This window comes from Cupriavidus ulmosensis, from assembly GCF_977008105.1.
Genome location: NZ_CDRMWP010000002.1, coordinates 1,729,362 through 1,746,227 on the forward strand (window position 1 = coordinate 1,729,362; position 16,866 = coordinate 1,746,227).

The window sequence follows — 16,866 nt, forward strand, 5'->3', positions numbered from 1 at the left end:
GGGTCTTGCGAGAACTGGCTGTTGCTACGCGGGCTGCGGCTGCGGCTGCGGCTGCGGCGGCTGGAGCGTGCGCGCGAGTCAGTCCGTGCGCAGCGTGACCCGGTACTTGGGCAGCAGCGCGCTGGGCGCATACGACTGCTTGGTCTGGCGGAAGTTGTCCAGCCCGAGGTCCTGCTCGAAGTTCAGCCACGCCACCGGCCGCGCAAAGGCGGTGCAGAAGTGGTGGAACATGTACTGGTAGATGCCCTTGTACGCATCCAGTCCCTTGGCGAAGCGCATGGCGAACACGGCCGGGCGGATCTCCTGCGCGAGCACGAAACCGACCGGCTGGCCGCCTGCTTCGTAGAGAAAGCCTTCCAGGCCGAGCCGCTCCGCCTCGCGCAGTGCCTCGGCGCACGGCGCGTCGTCGGCCTCCCCTTGCGCCTTGCGCTTGGCCGCCATCCACTGCGCATGGACAGTCATGGCCTGCCGCGCCAGCCCGGCGTGATAAGGCCGCGCGGTGACGGCATGCGCGGCCAGCAGCTGCTTCATCAGGTTGCGCTTCCTGGACAGCGTAGTGCCGCGGTAGCCGGCGAAGTTGGCGGCCGGATAGAGATAGTCGGCATCGGCGCGCACCGCGCTCCAGTCGAACACGGCGGGATCGAGCCGCGCCACCTGCGCGGCGGAGAGCGGGTAGAAGCAGTCGTGCCCGCGCAGCAGCGCCCGCAGGAACGCGCGCGGCGCGGTGTCGAGCGCGAACAGCGGCAGCACGTGGCGCGCGCCGTCGTAGGTCAGGCCGGTGACGCGCGGATGGCTGCCGGCGACGAAACGGTAGTCGTGCGCCTGCCGGAACAGGTAGAGGTTGGCGAAGGCGTGCTCGGACAGGCAGGTCTCGCCGGGGTCCGCGCCGCACGCGCGCAGGGCGGCGTCGATGCCGGCTGCCTGCGCGATGGCCAGCGGCGCCCCCGCCTGCGCGGCCAGCGCCAGGGCGGGGCCGTTCACCCGGCCCGCGCCGCGCGCACCACGCGCGTGCCGGCCGCCGGGCCGGTGGCGGGCGGGCCGGCGAAGCACTGCGCCTGCGCCAGCCACATCTGCGCGGGGCCCGCGCTGTATACGAGCGCGGTGTCGTCGAGGTGGCGGCGCTGCGTCACCAGCAGGCAGAAATCCTCGGCGCTGCCGCGCACGAAGTTGTCCGGCTGCGGGTCATTCCAGGTCCACGTCTGGCCGTCCGGCGCGGACAGCGCGACATGGGGCGCCGGCCCCGGCACCGCCTCGCCGCGGTTGACGAAGGTCCAGCCGTAGGTGGTGGCGCCGATATGGGCGATATGGCGCAGCCGCGCCGTGGGCTGGCGTATGCGGCCGACGGTATCCCACACATCCTGTCCGTGCGCCCAGGTTTCCATCAGGCGCGCCGTGGCAAAGCTGCGCGCGCTCATCGGCGGACCGTACCAGGGCTGCCGGGCCTTGGGGTCCAGCGCCGCCAGCGTGGCCGCCAGCCGTTCGTGGACAGGCCGCCAGTACGCCAGCAGCGCGGGGCCGTCGAGGTGGCCGTATTGCTCGCGCGCCACCGCGCTGATATGGCCGCCGGCCGCCATCAGCGCGCCCAGCGCCTGCGCGCCGCGCAGGAAGGCTTCGGGCTCGGTGGCGGACTGCAGCGCGGTCTGGTCGAAGTAGCACAGGTGGGCGATCTCATCCCACGCGCTCCAGCCGTAGAAGGCGCCGGGCTGGCGCCACTGGGCGGCGTTCAGGGACGCGGCCAGCGCGTCGAGCTCGCGGTATTCGGCCAGCAGGTCCTGGCAGGTGTCTTTCATGGGCGGTCTTGGTGGACGGTCTTGGCGGGCGGCCGGGCGGGCTGGCGGTCGCTACGATTGTGCGCCCCGGGCCAGCCAGCGGTCTTGCGCCAAGTGGTTGCGCGCGGCTTGCCCGCACGGCATGCCATATGCGCCATATCAACGCTGGCGGGCGGCAACCCCGGCCGCCGCGCATATGCACAATGCGATTGGTTATTTCCCAAAAAGCGGCCTGCCGCTTATATTCGAGGGTTTTGACCGGCCGGCGCCATGCCGCCCGGTTTCCCCCTTTTTTCCCTTTTCTCGCCGTCGGAGCATTGCCTTGAGTCACGTCCTTACGCTGAGCGACACCCTTTCCTGGCCCGCGCGCTACCTGCCGCGCAAGACCGCGCTGGTCGCCGGCATGGGCGCCGCGCGCCGCGCCTGGACCTATGCCGAGATGGAAGCCGAGGTCAACCGCCATGCCCACGCGCTGCGGTCGATCGGCATCGGCCACGGCGACGTGGTGGCGGCCTTCCTCTACAACACCCCGGCCTTCGTCTTCAGCATGCTGGCGGTGGCGCGCGTAGGCGCGATCTTCAACCCGGTCAACTACCGGCTGGCGGCGCAGGAGCTGGCGTTCATCCTCGAAGACGGCAAGGCCCGCGCGCTGCTGTTCGAGGAAGAAGGCGCGTCCGTGGTGCAAAAGGCGGCCGAGCTGGTGCCCGGCACCACGCACTGGATCTATGCCGATCCCGGCCCCGCGCCGGCTTTCGCCACCCACCGGCTGGACACGTTGACCGCCGCGCAGCCGGACCACGCGCCCGGCATCGCGGTGGACGAGAACGATCCCTGCATCCTGATGTACACCAGCGGCACCACCGGCCGGCCCAAGGGCGTGCTGCACACCCACCGCAGCAAGCTGGCGCACAACGCGATAATGCACCAGGTGATGACGCTGTCGCGCGAGGACGTGGGCCTGTCGATCGCGCCGCTCAACCACACCGCCGAGCTGCACACCAGCTTCCTGCCGCGCCTGCACCTGGGCGCCACGCAGGTGCTGCTGCGCCGCTTCGACGCCGGCGAGGCATGGGCGCTGGTCGAGCAGGAAAAGGTCACGCACTTTTTCGCCGCGCCGACCATGATCACCATGATGCTGCACCACCCCGACGTCAGCACGCGCGACGTGTCCTCGCTGCGGCTGGTCGAGTATGGCGGCGCGTCGATGGCGCCGCACCTGATCCGCGAGTGGGACCGCACCATCGGCGCCGGCCTGGTCCAGGTCTACGGCACCACCGAGATGGGGCCGTGCATGTCGGTGCTGTATCCGCACGAGCAGCTCAGCCACGCCGGCTCGGCCGGCCTGCCCTCGCTCAACCACGACCTCGTGGTGGCCGCCCTGAGCGACGACGGCGCCCCCACCGACCCGTCCCAGCCGTGCGCGCCCGGCGAAGTCGGCGAGATCCTGGTGCGCGGGCCGTGCATGATGGCCGGCTACCTCAACCGCCCGGACGCCAACGAGCGCGCCCTCGCCTACGGCTGGTACCACACCGGCGACCTCGGCAGCCTGGACGGAGACGGCTATCTCTGGGTACGCGACCGCATCGACTACATGATCAATTCGGGCGCCGAGAACGTATACCCGCGCGAAGTCGAGGATGCGCTGATCGAACACCCCGGCGTGCTCGAAGCCGCCGTGATCGGCGAGCCGGACGAAACCTGGGGCCACATCGTCACCGCCTACGTGGTCGCCAAGCCCGGCGCCGAGATCGGCGCCGAAGTGCTCGATGCCTTCCTCGTGCACGGCGACCGGCTGGCCGCCTACAAGCGTCCGCGCCGCTACTACCTGCTCGACGCGCTGCCCAAGACCACCAGCGGCAAGATCCAGAAGCATTTGCTGCGGAAGAGTTGATTCGCGGTAAATCGCATTTTAATCAGCAGGTTGCAGGTCATTTCTGGAAATGACTTGAGGTTTCACCGCCACGGAGAAACAGATGACTGACGATGTGCGCGTGCGCCGGCTGAGCGCCGACGAAGCGGCAGCCAACGTGCCGGCCCTGGCCGACGTGCTGGTCGATTGCGTCGAAGGCGGCGCCTCGGTCAGCTTCATGCTGCCGCTGCCGCGCGACAAGGCCGAGGCATTCTGGCGCGGCGTGGCCGAGGGCGTCGCCCGCGCTGAACGCGCGCTGCTGGTCGCCGAAGACCACGACGGCGGCATCCTCGGCACCGTGCAACTGATCCTTGCCCAGCCCGACAACCAGCCGCATCGGGCCGACGTTGCCAAGATGCTGGTCCACCGCCGGGCACGCCGCCGCGGGGTTGCGCAGCGGCTGATGGCGGCCGTCGACGCGGTGGCGCGCGCGGAAGGCAAGACCGTGCTGGTGCTCGATACCGTTACCGGCGGCGACGCCGAGCGGCTATATCAAAGGGCGGGATGGGAAGCGGTCGGCACCGTGCCGAAATATGCCCTGATGCCGGATGGGGCGTTTTGCGGGACGACGTTTTTTTATAAGCATCTGGATTGAAACTGGCGGCTGGCTGACGTCTGCGCCCGTGCGATTCACCTTGCCGACGGCGGTAAATTGCCGCTTGTTATCTCTCCTCTCCCATGAAGGTTGGGGGAGAGCGGGCGCTGGCAGATGGCGAAGGCCGGCACTTCGTGGTGGCGCTGGCCCTCTCCCCCGGCCCCTCTCCCGCAAGCGGGAGAGGGGAGAAAACCGGTAACGTATTTCTTTTATTTTCACCATCAAAATCAGTAGCTTATATTCTGATTTCGATGTTTCACCTGAATATTTATCCTTTCATATCTTCACCCGTGGCGCCCTAGCCGCCCGTAACTGACGACTCCTTGCCACACCCGGCCGCACCGCGCGCTGGGTCTCCGGCACAGCACCGCCACGGCTCTCCAGCAACTGCCGGTATTCCGTCAGCATCCCCTCCTGCTGCCTGAGCCGTTCTTCCAGCACCGCCACCAGATTGCCGAGCCGCGTCGCCTCGCCGGCCTGACGCGCGGCGGCGTCCGCGGCTTCGGCCAGTTTCTGTTGCGCCGCGCGGCGTTCGCCCTCCAGCAGTCGCTGCCCTTCTTTCGCCGCCACGCGCGCGGCATCGAGTTCCAGCGCCATGCGGCGCTCGTTCGCGCTGGCCCGCTCGGCCATCGTTTCGCGCTCCTTGTCCCAGGCGGCGCGTTGGCTGGCGGCTTCGGTTCGCTGGGTGTCTTTCTCCTGCTGGGCTTGCGCCAGCCGGTCGCGCAATGCTGCGTTGTCGGCCTCGCGGGCCTGCAATTGCGATTCGGCGCGAGCGGCGCGCTCGCCGGCTTCGTCGCGGGCGCGGGCCAGTTCGGCCAGCGCGCTGTCGGCGGCTTGCAGGCGGGCTTCCAGCACCGCGCGCTCCTGCGCCAGGGCGCCCCGCTCCGTTTCCAGCGTCTGCTCCGCGGCCTGCAAGGCGGCCTCGCGGTCGGCGAAGCCGGCTGCTGCCGCGGCGCGGGCTTCGGCCTGCGCGGCTTCCCAAAGGTAGCGGGCCGCCTGGTTCACCGGATCGGGCAGACTGGCCGGGGCCGCAAACGCCTGGGGGTCCTGCAGGCGCGCGCCGAGGCCGGCGAACCAGGCGTCGAGGTGCGGGCTGACGGTATTGGGCGAGCCCCGCCCCAGATGGAGGCGGATGCGCTCGATGGTCGGGCGCTGGCCGGCCAGCAGCAAGGCGTCGGCGGCCTGCCAAACGTCTTCGCGGGTGATGGCGCGAGCGCGGGTGGCGGCGGGGAAGTCGGCGTTTTGCATGGTCGGGGCAATCGTCCTGGCGGTGTTGGCGGTAGACAAGCAGATAAGGATCGATAAGGAATAGTTATCGCGCCTTATCCTGCCTTGATGTATAATTTAATACAGCTTACATCATATTTAATATGATTTACCGTAAAACGCCCCCTCATCTTGGCCGGAGCCCGGAAAACGCAGCGAAGAATGCCGCCGATGCCGCGCCGCAAGGCGTGGCGGGCCGGTCCGATCCTTCTTCCGCCCTTTCCGATGTCGACTTCCCCGCGCCGCTTCGTCCGTCCGAACTCGATCCGCTTGGCCGCCAGGCCGCTGAAGCGCTGTACCGCGAAGGCGAATCCGCCAACACGGTGGCCAGCTATCGTTCCGCACTCCGCTATTGGGCGGGCTGGTTCGCCCTGCGCTACGGTCAGCCGGTCGCCCTTCCCCTCCAGCCGGCGGTCGTCCTCCAGTTCCTGGTAGACCACGCCACACGCAGCACGCCGCAGGGCCCGGTATGCGAGCTGCCGCCGGCCATCGACGCGGCGCTGGTCGCCGGCGGGCTCAAGGCCCGGGCCGGCCCGCCCGCGCTGGCCACGCTCGCGCACCGGCTGGCGGTCATCGCCAAGGCGCATCACCTGGAGGGCCATGCCAACCCCTGCGCCGACCCGGCGGTGCGCGAACTGCTGTCCCGCACGCGCCGCGCCTATGCCCGGCGCGGCGAGCGGCCGGCGCGCAAGGCGGCGCTGACGCGCGAGCTGCTGGCGCGGCTGCTGGCTACCTGCGACGATTCGCTGATCGGCCTGCGCGACCGCGCGCTGCTGCTGTTCGCGTGGTCCAGCGGCGGCCGGCGGCGCTCGGAGGTGGCCGGCGCCACGCTGGCCAGCCTGACGCGGCTCGGGCCCGGTGAATTCGTCTATGAGCTGGGCTGGTCCAAGACCAACCAGTCGGGCGCCGACCTGCCTGACAACGCCAAACCGGTGATCGGCGCGGCCGGCGCGGCGCTGGCGGCCTGGCTGCGGGCGGCCGGGCTGAGCGAGGGGGCGATCTTCCGGCGCGTGCGCCGCGGCGGGCACGTGGGCGAGGCGCTGTCGCCCGCGGCGGTGCGCAAGATCGTCCGGCAGCGCTGCGAGCTGGCGGGGCTGGAGGGCGACTTCTCGGCGCACTCGCTGCGCTCCGGCTTCGTCACCGAGGCGGCGGCGCGGCAGGTGCCGCTGGCGGAAACGATGGCCATGACCGGCCATACCAGCGTGGCGACGCTGGTGCGCTATTTCCGCGCGGCGGACGCGCGCCGCTCGGTGGCGGCCGACCTGATCGGCACGGTGGACGGCGGCGAGACGTGAGCGCCCGGGCGGCACCCGGGCTCGGCACCCGCGCAACGTGTCGCGGCCGCCCAACGGGGCTGGACAAGCAGCATGCGCGGCATAAGAATGCCGGGCAGGCCATACGCGGACAACACAGACAAAGCGACCAATCCGCGCAGCGACCGATGCGCGCGACAGCGCCAGCGCGTGCGGCCATCCGCGGCAACCGGATGCGCCCGTGCTGGGGCGCCCACAGGAGACCCCATGCGGCACCGGCTTGTCCTGCTCGCCCTGAGCCTGAGCATCGGCGTTGCCCACGCCGGCAAATGCGTCGACGCCGGCAAGACCCTCTACACGGATACCGCCTGCCCGCCGGGATGGCGGGCCGCCGAGGTGGGCGGCAATCTCTCGCGCATCAGCCCGGAACCGGCCACCGAGGCGGCCAACCAGCAGTTCCTGAAGAAACGGGCGGCCGAGGAGCGCGCCTACCAGGCGCGCCTGGCGCGCGAGCAGAACGAGCAGGCGCGCACCGCCGGGCTCGACCAGTGCGCCACGCTGGCGCGCCAGATGCGCGATCTCGAGGCCGACTACGCGGCGCGCCGCAGCGCGCGCCTGCCCGAGGTGGAGCATTACCGGGGACGCTACTTCTTCCTGCGCAACCAGATGGAGCGTCGGCGCTGCTGAGCGCCGCGCGGCGGCCGCCTCCGGCGGGGATGGCGGCCTTCGGGCAAGGAGATGGGCGTGCGCGATGACGCGGGCGATCGAAGCGGCCGGCATACATTTCGCGCCGATTGCGCCGTTATCACTGCATGCGGCATGCCGCCAGCCCCCACTTCCGTCGCCGAAACCTCATGAAGGTACCTTCGATTCCCGCCGATGAAACGACCCGCCTGCAGACATTGCGGTCCCTCAACCTGCTCGACACCGCCGCCGAGGAACGCTTCGACCGCCTGACGCGGCTGGCGCGGCGCCTGTTCGGCGTGCCCATCGCGATGGTCACGCTGGTCGACGCCAACCGCCAGTGGTTCAAGTCCTGCATGGGCATGTCGGCCACCCAGACCTCGCGCGACATCTCGTTCTGCGGGCACGCCATCCTCGACGACGACATCCTGACCGTGTCCGACGCGCTGCTCGACGAGCGCTTCCACGACAACCCGCTGGTCACGGACGACCCGGGCATCCGCTTCTACGCCGGCTGCCCGCTGTCGGCGGCGGGCGGCTGCAAGCTCGGCACCCTGTGCCTGATCGACATGCAGCCGCGCCACTTCGGCGACGACGACCGCGCCCTGCTGCGCGACCTGGCGAGCATGGCCGAGCACGAGCTGGCGGCGCTGCAACTGGCCACCACCGACGAGCTCACGCAGTTGTCGAACCGCCGCGGCTTCTCGGCGCTGGCGCAGCACACGCTCGATGTCTGCAAGCGGCTGGGCAAGCCGGCCACGCTGCTGTTCTTCGACATGGACGACTTCAAGAGCGTCAACGACCGTTTCGGCCATGCCGAGGGCGACTACGCGCTGGCGGCCTTCGCCACCGAGCTGCGCCGCGCGCTGCGCGACTCCGACGTGATCGGGCGGCTGGGCGGCGACGAGTTCGTCGCGCTGCTGACCGGCACCGATGCCACGGCCGGCGCCCACGCGCTGGCGCGCCTGCGCACCGGCGTGGCGTCGCACAACCGCCGCGCCGCGCGTGGCTACGACATCGAGTTCAGCGTGGGCGCGATCGCGCTCGCCCCGGCGCGGCACGGCGACGTCGCCGCGCTGCTGGCGGAGGCCGACGCCGCCATGTACGCCAACAAGGCCCTGCGCAAGGCCGGGCAGCACTGATCCGCCGGGCGGCTGCCGCGGGCGGGGAACGCACCCGCCGGGCGGCCGCCCCGGTCCCGCCGCGCCGCGCTGCCTGCGCTCCCGCCGCCCGGACGGCACTGCCTATACTGGCAGGCGAGCGCGCCGCGCGACAAGAACAGGGAGAAGGGATATGCAGAACGAACAATTCCTCGCCAGGCAGGAGGACCGCCGCAGCGGGCTGCGCGCGTTGCGCGCCGCGCTGCTCAAGGCGCACAAGGAACTGATCATGCTCAGCCGCGCCGAGTACGAGCGCCTGTATGGCCCGATCCCGGCCGGGCTGTTCGTGCAGATAGTGACCGAGGAGCCGTATTTCCGCTGGCTGGACCCGCTCTCGCGGCTGATCATCGAGATCGACGAAGAGCTGGAGGCTCCCGAGCACCACGACCAGACCTGCCGCGCCGTGGCCGCCGCCGCGGAAAAGCTGTTCGGCCCGCAGAGCGAGCCCGCCTTCCGCGAGCGCTACCAGCAGGCCTTGCAGGACGAGTCGGGCGTGATCGTCGCCCACGGGCAACTGATGAAGGTCATCGGCCAGCTACGGCAGCTGGCCTGAGCGCGGCCTTATTCGAGCGCGGCCTTATTTGTCGGGCCGGTCGGGGTCCACGGCGATCGGGTCGCTGGCGGGGAAGGTTTCGCGCAGCGCTTCGTCCAGGTCGTCTTCCTGCTGGTCCTCGCCGGGTGCCGGCGTGGCGGGATGGGGCGGCGCTGGCGGCTTGGGCGCGGCGGGCTTGGTCATGGCCTGGTCCTGGACGAGGTGGATATATCTTGATCTTAGGGGGCTTTGCGGCGGGATGCCAGACGGCGCCGGCGCGCCGCCTCCGCGCATGGCGGCGGCGCGCCGTGCCGCCGCCCACCCGGAGCGGCGGCACGCGCTCGCCGTCCGGCCGGGCTGCCGCCGTAGCATCTGACGTGGACAGGTCCGCTCAGGCCGCGCGATAGCGATTGCGCAGGTCGCGGATCAGGTCGTGGTTGCGCAGCACGCCCTGGTACTGGCGCTCGATCAGCGCGCGGATGTCGAAGCTCAGTTCGCTTTCCTGCAGCGCATCCGCGTACTTCTTCTTGGCCACGTCCTCGCCCTTCTCGGTTTCTTCGAGGATGGCGAGGTCGTTGCGGTCGGCCACCGCGGTGCGCAGGCTGATCCAGCCGCGATGCAGCGCGCCGGACACGCTGCCGTGGTCCTCCGGCTTGCCCCCCAGCGCCGCCACCTGCACCTGCAGCTCGTCCACCGCGGCGGCGATCTCGCTCGCGCGGCTGGAGAACAGCGACTTCAGCTCCGGGTTCTGTGCGTCTTCCGCGGCCTTGCGGAAACCTTGCTCGCCGTCGCGCGACACCTCGATGAGGTCATTGAGTACGGAAACGTTCTTGTCAGCCATGTCAGCTCCTTGGAAGGATTCGTGTTCGACAGAGGAATGACGCCGTGAAGACGACATACCGGTCACGCTGGCCCGCGGCGGGACACCGGGACACCGATGTATGCCGCCCCGCGCCACCTCTTCACGATATGGAAGCCGGGCGGCCCCCGCTGTAGGGTGGCCCCCGGAAACGCTGTCGGCGCACGCCTACAGCGCGCGCCGGCCGGCTTGTTCCTGCCGGCATGAATGGCGCGCGCGATGGCCTGAAGGCGCCGCCGTCATGGCGGCGGCGCGCTGCGCCGAAACGCCGCTGGCGCCGGCGTCGGCGGCACCGAGGCGCCTGCGCGCATCATTCTGTGGCTTTACAGCCACTTCCCTGCGATCCCGGCGTCACAAGTGCTGACAAGCGGGCGGGAGAATTCCCCGTCCACACGGCAGAATAGCTTGTCGGCGCAACACGCGATCAGTCTCGGGCAGTCCGTTCCCTCCATCCCATACGTTGCAAACAATGGATGCGGACCGCGCTCGCGTTGCGGCGACGTTCGCCGGCCGCCTGGCAACCCTGTCGCCTCGGCCGGCATTTTCGTCGGAGTGATTCCAAGGGGAATGTAATGAACAGAATGGATACGGGTTGTCTGGAACGGGGTCGTGCAGCGGGTCAGGCGGCGGCCACACCGGCACCTTCGGCCGCGGCATGGCCCGACTTCATCACCTCGCGCGTGGCGGGGCACGAGGTCGAGCGGGTGCAGAAACGCTGGGGCGGCAGCCACCTGCTGCACGGCCGCCAGCCGGGACCCGACGCGGTGCATTTTTCCAGCAACGACTATCTGAGCCTGCTGGGCGAGCAGGAGCTGGTCATGGCCCAGACCGCCGCCATGCGCGGGCCGGACAGCGAGCTGCTGATGTCGGCCGTGTTCCAGTACGGCGACAACCCGACCAGCCGGCTCGAGCGCAAGCTGGCCGCCTTCGCCGGCGCCGAGGCCAGCATCCTGTGCCAGTCGGGCTGGGCCGCCAACGTGGGCCTGCTGCAGAGCATCGCCAGCGAGCGCACGCCGGTCTATCTCGACATGCTCGCGCATATGTCGCTGTGGGAAGGCGCCCACGCGGCGCGCGCGCGCGCGGTGCCGTTCATGCACAACGACGCCGAGCACGCCGAGCGCCAGATCCGCAAGGAAGGCCCCGGCGTGCTGGTGGTGGACTCGGTCTACAGCACCAACGGCAGCCTGTGCCCGCTGGCCGATTTCGTCGAGGTGGCGGAGCGCACCGGCAGCGTGATCGTGGTCGACGAATCCCACTCGCTCGGCACGCACGGTCCCGGCGGCGCCGGCCTGGTGGCCGCGCTGGGGCTGTCGGGCCGCGTCCATTTCCAGACCGCCAGCCTGGCCAAGGCCTTCGGCGGGCGCGCCGGTCTGGTCACGTGCCCGGCCTCGTTCAAGGGCTACTTTGCCGCGGAGTCGCGCCCCGCGATCTTCAGTTCGGGGCTGCTGCATCACGAGCTGGCCTGGTTCGACGCCGCGGCGGATTTCATCGCCAGGGCCGACGCCCGCCGCGCCCGCCTGCACGCCATTTCCGCCTACGTGCGCGGCGCGCTGGCCGGGCTTGGCTACAACGTGTCGGCGGGGTCGGAGCAGATCATCGCGCTGGAGTCGGGCACCGAAGAGCAGACGCTGGTGCTGCGCGACGCGCTGCAGTCGCGCGGCATCTTCGGCGCGGTGTTCTGCGCGCCGGCCACGGCGCGCGACCGCGCGCTGATGCGGCTGACCATGAACGCCTGCCTGACCGCCGTGGAAACCGACCGGCTGGTCCAGGTATGCGCGGAGATCCGCGACGAAGTGGGCCTGGCCGGCTGGCGCTCCAGCCAGCGCCGGCAGCGCGCGCCGGTGGCGCGCCAGGCCGCGCCGCGGCAGCCCGTGGACGGCGGCGTGCTGGAAGTGGCGGACAGCGCGGCCTGATCGCGTGGTCTGACCGCGCGGGTCACTCCGCCGCCGCGGCCTCGCGCCGCGGCGTGGCCGGCGGGAACTCCAGCACGAATTCGGTGTACTCGTGCTCGACCGAATCGCAGTGGATGCGCCCGCCCCACGCCTCGATGGTTTCCTTGCAGAAGGCCAGCCCGATGCCGGTGCCCTCGTTGCGCGGATAGGTGTGGAAGCGCCTGAAGATCGCCCCCAGCTCGCGCTCGGGAATGCCGGTGCCGGTGTCGCGGAACACCAGCCGGTTGCGCCGGGGGCCGCGCTCCAGGCGCAGGCGGATCTCGCCGTGCCCGGCGCGGGCCAGCGCGTGCAGCGCGTTCTTGATGAGGTTGAACAGCACCATCACCAGCAGCTTCTGCTCGGCCCGCACCAGGAAATCGTCGTCGAGATCGGCATGGACCCGCTCCCGCTGCCCGGCCTCGAACGGGTAGCGCGCCAGCGCTTCGCGCACGGCCGCGCCAAGCGGAAACGGCTCGCCGGGTTCGCGGTCGGCGCCGCCGCGCGCGTTGACCAGCAGCACGTCGATGCCGTGGTTCATGCGCTCCACCTCCAGCTGGATGCGCGGCAGCGCGTCCTTCATCAGGCCGAAGTGCGCGCGCGGCAGGTTGAGCGAGTTCTCGGGCGTCTCGTTCTCTTCATAGAAGCGGATCAGGCCCGGCAGGTAGCGGCCCATGCCCAGCGCCGTCGAGCCGATGCTGCGGATGGGCGTGCGCAGCTCGTGGGCCACCGTGCCCAGCGCGATGGCCATGCCGTCGAGCTTTTCCTGGATCAGGATGCGCTGGTCGATCTTCAGCACGGCGATCGTGCAGATGGTGAAGCCGATGATGGGCAGCTCCACCGGCCAGTTGACCTCCAGCAGCCCGGCCGGCGGCGGCGTCACGTAGGTATAGACCAGCCACGCCGCCGCCGTGCCCACCACCAGCGAGGCCGCGCCGCCCACCCAGCCGCTGAAGTTGAACAGGATGATCACGGCGATCACCAGCGACTGCGACCACACCAGGTTGCCGTGGTTCATCAGGTACAGATAGACGAAGAAGAACGACAGGCAGTAGGTCAGCGTGAACAGGAAATACGCCGGCAGCCACTTGCGCTCGCGCAGGTCGCGCGTGACCAGCAGCGGCAGGCACATGAGCATGGCCACCAGCCGCAGCACCAGGCTTTCGTAGGGCTGGGGGAAGCCGAACGTCCACACCGCGTAGAACACCGGGAAGCCGATGAAGGCTAGCCAGCCCAGCAGGCGGATGCGCTTGATCTGCGCCGGCTGGCGCACGTCGAGGTGGACTTCCCTGGCAAGCACCCGGCGCAGGCGCACCGCACTTTCACCGCAACTGCGTTGAATCTGGGCAAGCATGTTCAAAACCGGCTGATGATGGCGTCGAGACACGAGTGTATCTGGAGAGCCGGACATGCCGGCCAGTTTTGTGCGTCTTTCGTGGCTTTTACGCATCGCGCCGGCCGTGGCGCGGCGGCGCGCTCAGTCCAGCAGATGCCCCATCCGCACGCGCTTGGTGGCGAGGTATTTTTCGTTCTCGGCGTTGGACGGGATGACATGGCGCATCTGCTCCACCACCGTGATGCCGGCGGCTTCCAGCGCCTGCTTCTTCTTGGGGTTGTTGCTCATCAGCCGGATCGACTTCACGCCCCACTGGTGCAGCAGGTCGGCGGCGAAGGCGTAGTTGCGGGCGTCGATTTCCTGGCCCAGCGCCAGGTTGGCGTCCACCGTGTCCAGCCCCTGGTCCTGCAGCGCGTAGGCGCGGATCTTGTGGCCCAGGCCGATGCCGCGCCCTTCCTGGCCGCGCAGGTACAGCAGGATGCCGCGCCCTTCCTCGGCGATCTTCTTCATGGCGAGCTCAAGCTGCTCGCCGCAGTCGCAGCGGCAGGAGCCGAACACGTCGCCGGTCAGGCACTCGGAGTGCAGGCGCGTCAGCACGGCTTCGCCGGCGATGTCGCCCACGCTCAGCGCCAGGTGTTCGATGCCCGAGACCGCGCCCTTGAAGGCGGTGGCGGTGAATTTGCCGAAACGTGTCGGCAAGCGGGCCGAGCCGATCAGCTCGATTTCTGTGTCATTCATGTCAGTCGGTATTGGCGCCGGTGCTGGCCTGGCAGGGCAAGGCGGCGCGCTTTGGCAGCATCCAGCCCGCTAAGGTAGCACGAGCGCGCTCCCATCGCTGGAGAGCCGCGGCCGGCACCGGCGTCCGGCGGTCCGCCAGCACGGCGCGGAACGAGCCGGAAGTCTGGCCGGTTTCACTTTCCCGCACGCCGCGGCAAGCATGCCGGCGCCCGTCCGTTGCCGGACCGGGACGATGCGCGGCCCGCCCGCGCGGGACTGCGCCGCGGCCACGGTCCCGCCCACGGGCACGGCTCTTGCCCCTCGTCCCCGGTGCGGGCCGCGCGCCGCGCCGGCGGGAAAACCGGCCCGGCCGCGCCCGCCGCCGCAAACCGTTGCCGGCCGGCGGCCATCGCCGGGACCGGCATCCGAGGGGGGGAAACCGTGGCGCCCACGCCGCATGCAGAAGCTACCGGTCAAGGTCCGGGCTTCCCGGTAGTTCTTACAAACGAGACGGACCCGTTGCCGGCAGAACGGGACGGTCCGGCCGCGCCATCCGATGCCCGCTATCGCTGAGTTCGCCATGAACACGCCATGAACACATCATCACGCCCCCACGCCGCCGCGCGGCCCCTGATCCTCAACGTCGACGACAGCGACGGGCCGCGCTACGTCAAGGGCCGCATCCTGCAGCGCGCGGGCTTCGCCGTGCTGGAGGCGGCCAGCGGGCACGCCGCGCTGTCGCTGGTGCGCCAGCACGCGCCGGACCTGGTGCTGCTCGACGTCAAGCTGCCCGACATCGACGGCCTCGAAGTGTGCCGCCTGATCAAGAGCGACCCCGGCACCGCCGGCACGCTGGTGCTGCAGACCTCGGCCGCGCTGACCGAGTCGCGCCACCGCGTGCAGGCGCTCGACGGCGGCGCGGACAGCTTCCTGATCGAGCCGGTGGAAGCCGAGGAGCTGGTCTCCAGCATCAACGCGCTGCTGCGCATGCGCCGCGCCGAGGAATCCGCGCGCCACACCTCGCAGGCGCTGCGCGAGAGCGAGGAACTGCTGCGCCAGCTTGCCGAGAACCTGTCCGACGTGCTGTGGATACTCGATCCCGCCGGCGGCGAGTTCCTGTTCGTCAGCCCCGCCTTCACCCGGTTGTGGGACCGGCCGCTCGACGAGTTCAGGCACAATCCCGGCCGCTGGCTGGACTGGGTGGCACCCGCCGAGCGCGCGCGCATGGCCGCCGCGCTCGACACGATGATGGCAAGCGGCCACATGGACGCCGAGTTCCAGCTCGTGCGCGGCGACGGCGAGACGCGCGAGGTGCGCGCGCGCGCGTTTCCGGTCTCCGACGCGGCCGGCAGGTTCTACCGCGTGGCCGGCATCTACCAGGACATCACGCGGCAAAAGCGCGCCGAGCGCATGCTGCTGGAAGAAGACCGGCGCAAGGACGATTTCCTCGCCATGCTCGCCCACGAGCTGCGCAACCCGCTCGCGCCGATGCGCAGCGCGGCCGACCTGCTGATGCGCTGCGCGCCGACGCGCGAGGACACCTTCAAGGCGCGCGACATCATCGCCCGCCAGTTGCACCACCTCACGCGGCTGGTGGACGACCTGCTCGACATCTCGCGCTTCACGCAGGGCCGCATCGTGCTGCGCGACGACGTGGTGGAGCTGCGCACCGCGCTCGGCACCGCGGTGGAAGCCGTGCGCCCGCTGATCGATTCGCGCGGCCACACGCTGCGCCTGAGCGTGCCCGAGGGACCGATGCCGGTGCGCGGCGACCTGGTGCGGCTGACGCAGATCTTCAGCAACCTGCTGCACAACGCCGCGCGCTACACCCAGCCCGGCGGCCAGCTGGCGATCGAAGTCGCCAGCGACGGCAAGCTGCTCACCATCAAGGTGCGGGACAACGGCCCCGGCCTCTCGCCGCAGGCCCTGCTGGACATCTTCGACCCCGCCACCGCGCATCACGGCGACAAGCCCGCCGCGGCGGGCGGCCAGGAAGGCATGGGCATCGGCCTGTCGCTGGTGCAGAAGCTGGTCAAGCTGCACGGCGGCGAGGTGCATGCGCAGAGCGCCGGCGCCGCGCTGGGCTGCACCTTCGCGGTCACGCTGCCGGCCCAGCCCTGGCAGAGCTGGCAGCCGGAAGCCGGCCGGCCGCGTCCCCGGCCCGGCACGCCGCGCACGGTGATGGTGGTGGACGACAACATCGACGCGCTCGAGGCGATGGCCCTCACGCTCGAAGCGATGGGCCATACCGTGGTGACGGCCATCGACGGCCCCGCCGCCATCGTGCGCGCGGTCAAGGCGCAGCCCGACGTGATCCTGCTGGACCTCGGCATGCCGGCGATGGACGGCTTCGAGATCGCGCGGCGGCTGCGCGCCATCCCCGAACTGCGGCGCGTGCGCCTGGTGGCGCTGACCGGCTACAGCCAGCCGGCGGACCTGCGGCGCACCAGCGCGGCCGGTTTCGACCGCCATCTGGTCAAGCCGGTCGACCTGGAAGCGCTGGCGAAGATCCTCGAAGAACTGGACGAGGCCGCCTGAGCGCGGCCCCGCCGACGAACCTGGAGAGAACGATGACGGCACAGCGCCTCCACATCACGCCCGAACCCGATCCCGCGCCGCCTGCGCCGGAGATCCCGCCGCCCGAGGTGCCGGACCCCGACCCGCCGGCACCGGTCAGCGACCCGCCGCCGGGCGACCTGCCGCCGCCTCCGCCGCAGCGGGCGCGGTCCGCGCAGGAACGGCGGGCCTTGCGCCTGCGCGGGTAAGGACTGTCTCCCTGCCATCCCGCCTTTCCGCCGGCGCCGCATGGCGGGACCGGCCGTGGACCGATGCGTCCCGTTGCCCCCGAAGCTGCCCGC

Annotated in this window: 16 protein-coding genes; 9 read left to right on the forward strand and 7 right to left on the reverse strand. The window is 70.5% G+C overall.

Features of this window, described 5'->3' with window-relative positions:
• Nucleotides 1-78: 78 nt before the first annotated feature.
• Both ACWTPI_RS27380 and ACWTPI_RS27385 read right to left on the reverse strand, forming a co-directional pair.
• Nucleotides 79-981: a phosphatidylglycerol lysyltransferase domain-containing protein gene (locus ACWTPI_RS27380; protein ID WP_454733296.1), complete on the reverse strand. Its 903-nt coding sequence runs from the start codon at nucleotides 979-981 to the stop codon at nucleotides 79-81.
• Nucleotides 978-1,790 carry a TIGR03084 family metal-binding protein gene (locus ACWTPI_RS27385; RefSeq protein ID WP_454733297.1) on the reverse strand — a complete coding sequence of 271 codons (813 nt, stop codon included), beginning with the start codon at nucleotides 1,788-1,790 and terminating at the stop codon, nucleotides 978-980. Before ACWTPI_RS27385 ends, ACWTPI_RS27380 begins: the two co-directional genes overlap by 4 nt.
• A gap of 301 nt (nucleotides 1,791-2,091) precedes the next feature.
• Here ACWTPI_RS27385 and ACWTPI_RS27390 point away from each other — a divergent pair, with 301 nt between their 5' ends.
• Together ACWTPI_RS27390 and ACWTPI_RS27395 are read left to right on the forward strand one after the other, a co-directional pair.
• Entirely contained in the window at nucleotides 2,092-3,660 is a 1,569-nt protein-coding gene (locus tag ACWTPI_RS27390; RefSeq protein WP_454733298.1) for a fatty acid--CoA ligase, read from the forward strand.
• An 82-nt stretch (nucleotides 3,661-3,742) separates the two neighbouring features.
• A complete protein-coding gene (locus tag ACWTPI_RS27395) occupies nucleotides 3,743-4,273 on the forward strand; it encodes an N-acetyltransferase family protein (protein ID WP_454733299.1) in 531 nt (176 codons plus the stop codon).
• 276 nt (nucleotides 4,274-4,549) lie between these two features.
• Here the strand turns inward: ACWTPI_RS27395 and ACWTPI_RS27400 are convergent, their stop codons facing one another.
• Nucleotides 4,550-5,521, reverse strand: a complete 972-nt coding sequence (locus tag ACWTPI_RS27400) for a DNA-binding protein (protein ID WP_454733300.1) — start codon at nucleotides 5,519-5,521, stop codon at nucleotides 4,550-4,552.
• Nucleotides 5,522-5,643: 122 nt separating this feature from the next.
• On the opposite strand from ACWTPI_RS27400, the gene ACWTPI_RS27405 reads away from it, so the two are divergent.
• From ACWTPI_RS27405 to ACWTPI_RS27420, 4 genes are all read left to right on the forward strand, one after another.
• Nucleotides 5,644-6,834 carry a tyrosine-type recombinase/integrase gene (locus ACWTPI_RS27405; RefSeq protein WP_454733301.1) on the forward strand — a complete coding sequence of 397 codons (1,191 nt, stop codon included), beginning with the start codon at nucleotides 5,644-5,646 and terminating at the stop codon, nucleotides 6,832-6,834.
• Between the two features lie 225 nt (nucleotides 6,835-7,059).
• Nucleotides 7,060-7,479, forward strand: coding sequence for a hypothetical protein (locus ACWTPI_RS27410; protein ID WP_454733302.1), 420 nt, complete (start codon nucleotides 7,060-7,062; stop codon nucleotides 7,477-7,479).
• 167 nt (nucleotides 7,480-7,646) lie between these two features.
• The gene (locus ACWTPI_RS27415; protein WP_059411639.1) at nucleotides 7,647-8,618 is read left to right on the forward strand and encodes a sensor domain-containing diguanylate cyclase; all 972 of its coding nucleotides are present in this window, start codon (nucleotides 7,647-7,649) and stop codon (nucleotides 8,616-8,618) included.
• 151 nt (nucleotides 8,619-8,769) lie between these two features.
• A complete protein-coding gene (locus ACWTPI_RS27420; RefSeq protein WP_059411638.1) occupies nucleotides 8,770-9,189 on the forward strand; it encodes a hypothetical protein in 420 nt (139 codons plus the stop codon).
• Nucleotides 9,190-9,213: 24 nt separating this feature from the next.
• Here the strand turns inward: ACWTPI_RS27420 and ACWTPI_RS27425 are convergent, their stop codons facing one another.
• Together ACWTPI_RS27425 and ACWTPI_RS27430 are read right to left on the reverse strand one after the other, a co-directional pair.
• Entirely contained in the window at nucleotides 9,214-9,372 is a 159-nt protein-coding gene (locus ACWTPI_RS27425; protein ID WP_156173771.1) for a hypothetical protein, read from the reverse strand.
• A 187-nt stretch (nucleotides 9,373-9,559) separates the two neighbouring features.
• Nucleotides 9,560-10,009 (reverse strand): PA2169 family four-helix-bundle protein, encoded by a 450-nt coding sequence (locus ACWTPI_RS27430; protein WP_059411637.1) that lies wholly within the window; start codon nucleotides 10,007-10,009, stop codon nucleotides 9,560-9,562.
• A 590-nt stretch (nucleotides 10,010-10,599) separates the two neighbouring features.
• Between ACWTPI_RS27430 and cqsA the strand changes: the two genes are divergently transcribed.
• Nucleotides 10,600-11,940: an alpha-hydroxyketone-type quorum-sensing autoinducer synthase gene (gene cqsA / locus ACWTPI_RS27435; RefSeq protein WP_454733303.1), complete on the forward strand. Its 1,341-nt coding sequence runs from the start codon at nucleotides 10,600-10,602 to the stop codon at nucleotides 11,938-11,940.
• A 22-nt stretch (nucleotides 11,941-11,962) separates the two neighbouring features.
• On the opposite strand, the gene ACWTPI_RS27440 is transcribed toward cqsA, so the two are convergent.
• The gene (locus ACWTPI_RS27440; protein WP_156173770.1) at nucleotides 11,963-13,309 is read right to left on the reverse strand and encodes a sensor histidine kinase; all 1,347 of its coding nucleotides are present in this window, start codon (nucleotides 13,307-13,309) and stop codon (nucleotides 11,963-11,965) included.
• Between the two features lie 123 nt (nucleotides 13,310-13,432).
• Nucleotides 13,433-14,029, reverse strand: coding sequence for a GTP cyclohydrolase II (gene ribA, locus ACWTPI_RS27445; RefSeq protein WP_059411634.1), 597 nt, complete (start codon nucleotides 14,027-14,029; stop codon nucleotides 13,433-13,435).
• Nucleotides 14,030-14,599: 570 nt separating this feature from the next.
• Between ribA and ACWTPI_RS27450 the strand changes: the two genes are divergently transcribed.
• Nucleotides 14,600-16,546 carry a hybrid sensor histidine kinase/response regulator gene (locus ACWTPI_RS27450; protein WP_454733304.1) on the forward strand — a complete coding sequence of 649 codons (1,947 nt, stop codon included), beginning with the start codon at nucleotides 14,600-14,602 and terminating at the stop codon, nucleotides 16,544-16,546.
• A 32-nt stretch (nucleotides 16,547-16,578) separates the two neighbouring features.
• Nucleotides 16,579-16,773, forward strand: coding sequence for a hypothetical protein (locus ACWTPI_RS27455; RefSeq protein ID WP_454733305.1), 195 nt, complete (start codon nucleotides 16,579-16,581; stop codon nucleotides 16,771-16,773).
• Nucleotides 16,774-16,866: the final 93 nt, after the last annotated feature.

Coding starts and splice junctions, on each gene's coding strand:
- ACWTPI_RS27385 (WP_454733297.1), bottom strand. CDS start 1,790: ATGAAAGACACCTGCCAGGACCTGCTGGCCGAATACCGCGAGCTCGAC.
- ACWTPI_RS27395 (WP_454733299.1), top strand. CDS start 3,743: ATGACTGACGATGTGCGCGTGCGCCGGCTGAGCGCCGACGAAGCGGCA.
- ACWTPI_RS27400 (WP_454733300.1), bottom strand. CDS start 5,521: ATGCAAAACGCCGACTTCCCCGCCGCCACCCGCGCTCGCGCCATCACC.
- ACWTPI_RS27405 (WP_454733301.1), top strand. CDS start 5,644: ATGATTTACCGTAAAACGCCCCCTCATCTTGGCCGGAGCCCGGAAAAC.
- ACWTPI_RS27410 (WP_454733302.1), top strand. CDS start 7,060: ATGCGGCACCGGCTTGTCCTGCTCGCCCTGAGCCTGAGCATCGGCGTT.
- ACWTPI_RS27415 (WP_059411639.1), top strand. CDS start 7,647: ATGAAGGTACCTTCGATTCCCGCCGATGAAACGACCCGCCTGCAGACA.
- ACWTPI_RS27420 (WP_059411638.1), top strand. CDS start 8,770: ATGCAGAACGAACAATTCCTCGCCAGGCAGGAGGACCGCCGCAGCGGG.
- ACWTPI_RS27425 (WP_156173771.1), bottom strand. CDS start 9,372: ATGACCAAGCCCGCCGCGCCCAAGCCGCCAGCGCCGCCCCATCCCGCC.
- ACWTPI_RS27430 (WP_059411637.1), bottom strand. CDS start 10,009: ATGGCTGACAAGAACGTTTCCGTACTCAATGACCTCATCGAGGTGTCG.
- cqsA (WP_454733303.1), top strand. CDS start 10,600: ATGAACAGAATGGATACGGGTTGTCTGGAACGGGGTCGTGCAGCGGGT.
- ACWTPI_RS27440 (WP_156173770.1), bottom strand. CDS start 13,309: ATGCTTGCCCAGATTCAACGCAGTTGCGGTGAAAGTGCGGTGCGCCTG.
- ribA (WP_059411634.1), bottom strand. CDS start 14,029: ATGAATGACACAGAAATCGAGCTGATCGGCTCGGCCCGCTTGCCGACA.
- ACWTPI_RS27450 (WP_454733304.1), top strand. CDS start 14,600: ATGAACACATCATCACGCCCCCACGCCGCCGCGCGGCCCCTGATCCTC.
- ACWTPI_RS27455 (WP_454733305.1), top strand. CDS start 16,579: ATGACGGCACAGCGCCTCCACATCACGCCCGAACCCGATCCCGCGCCG.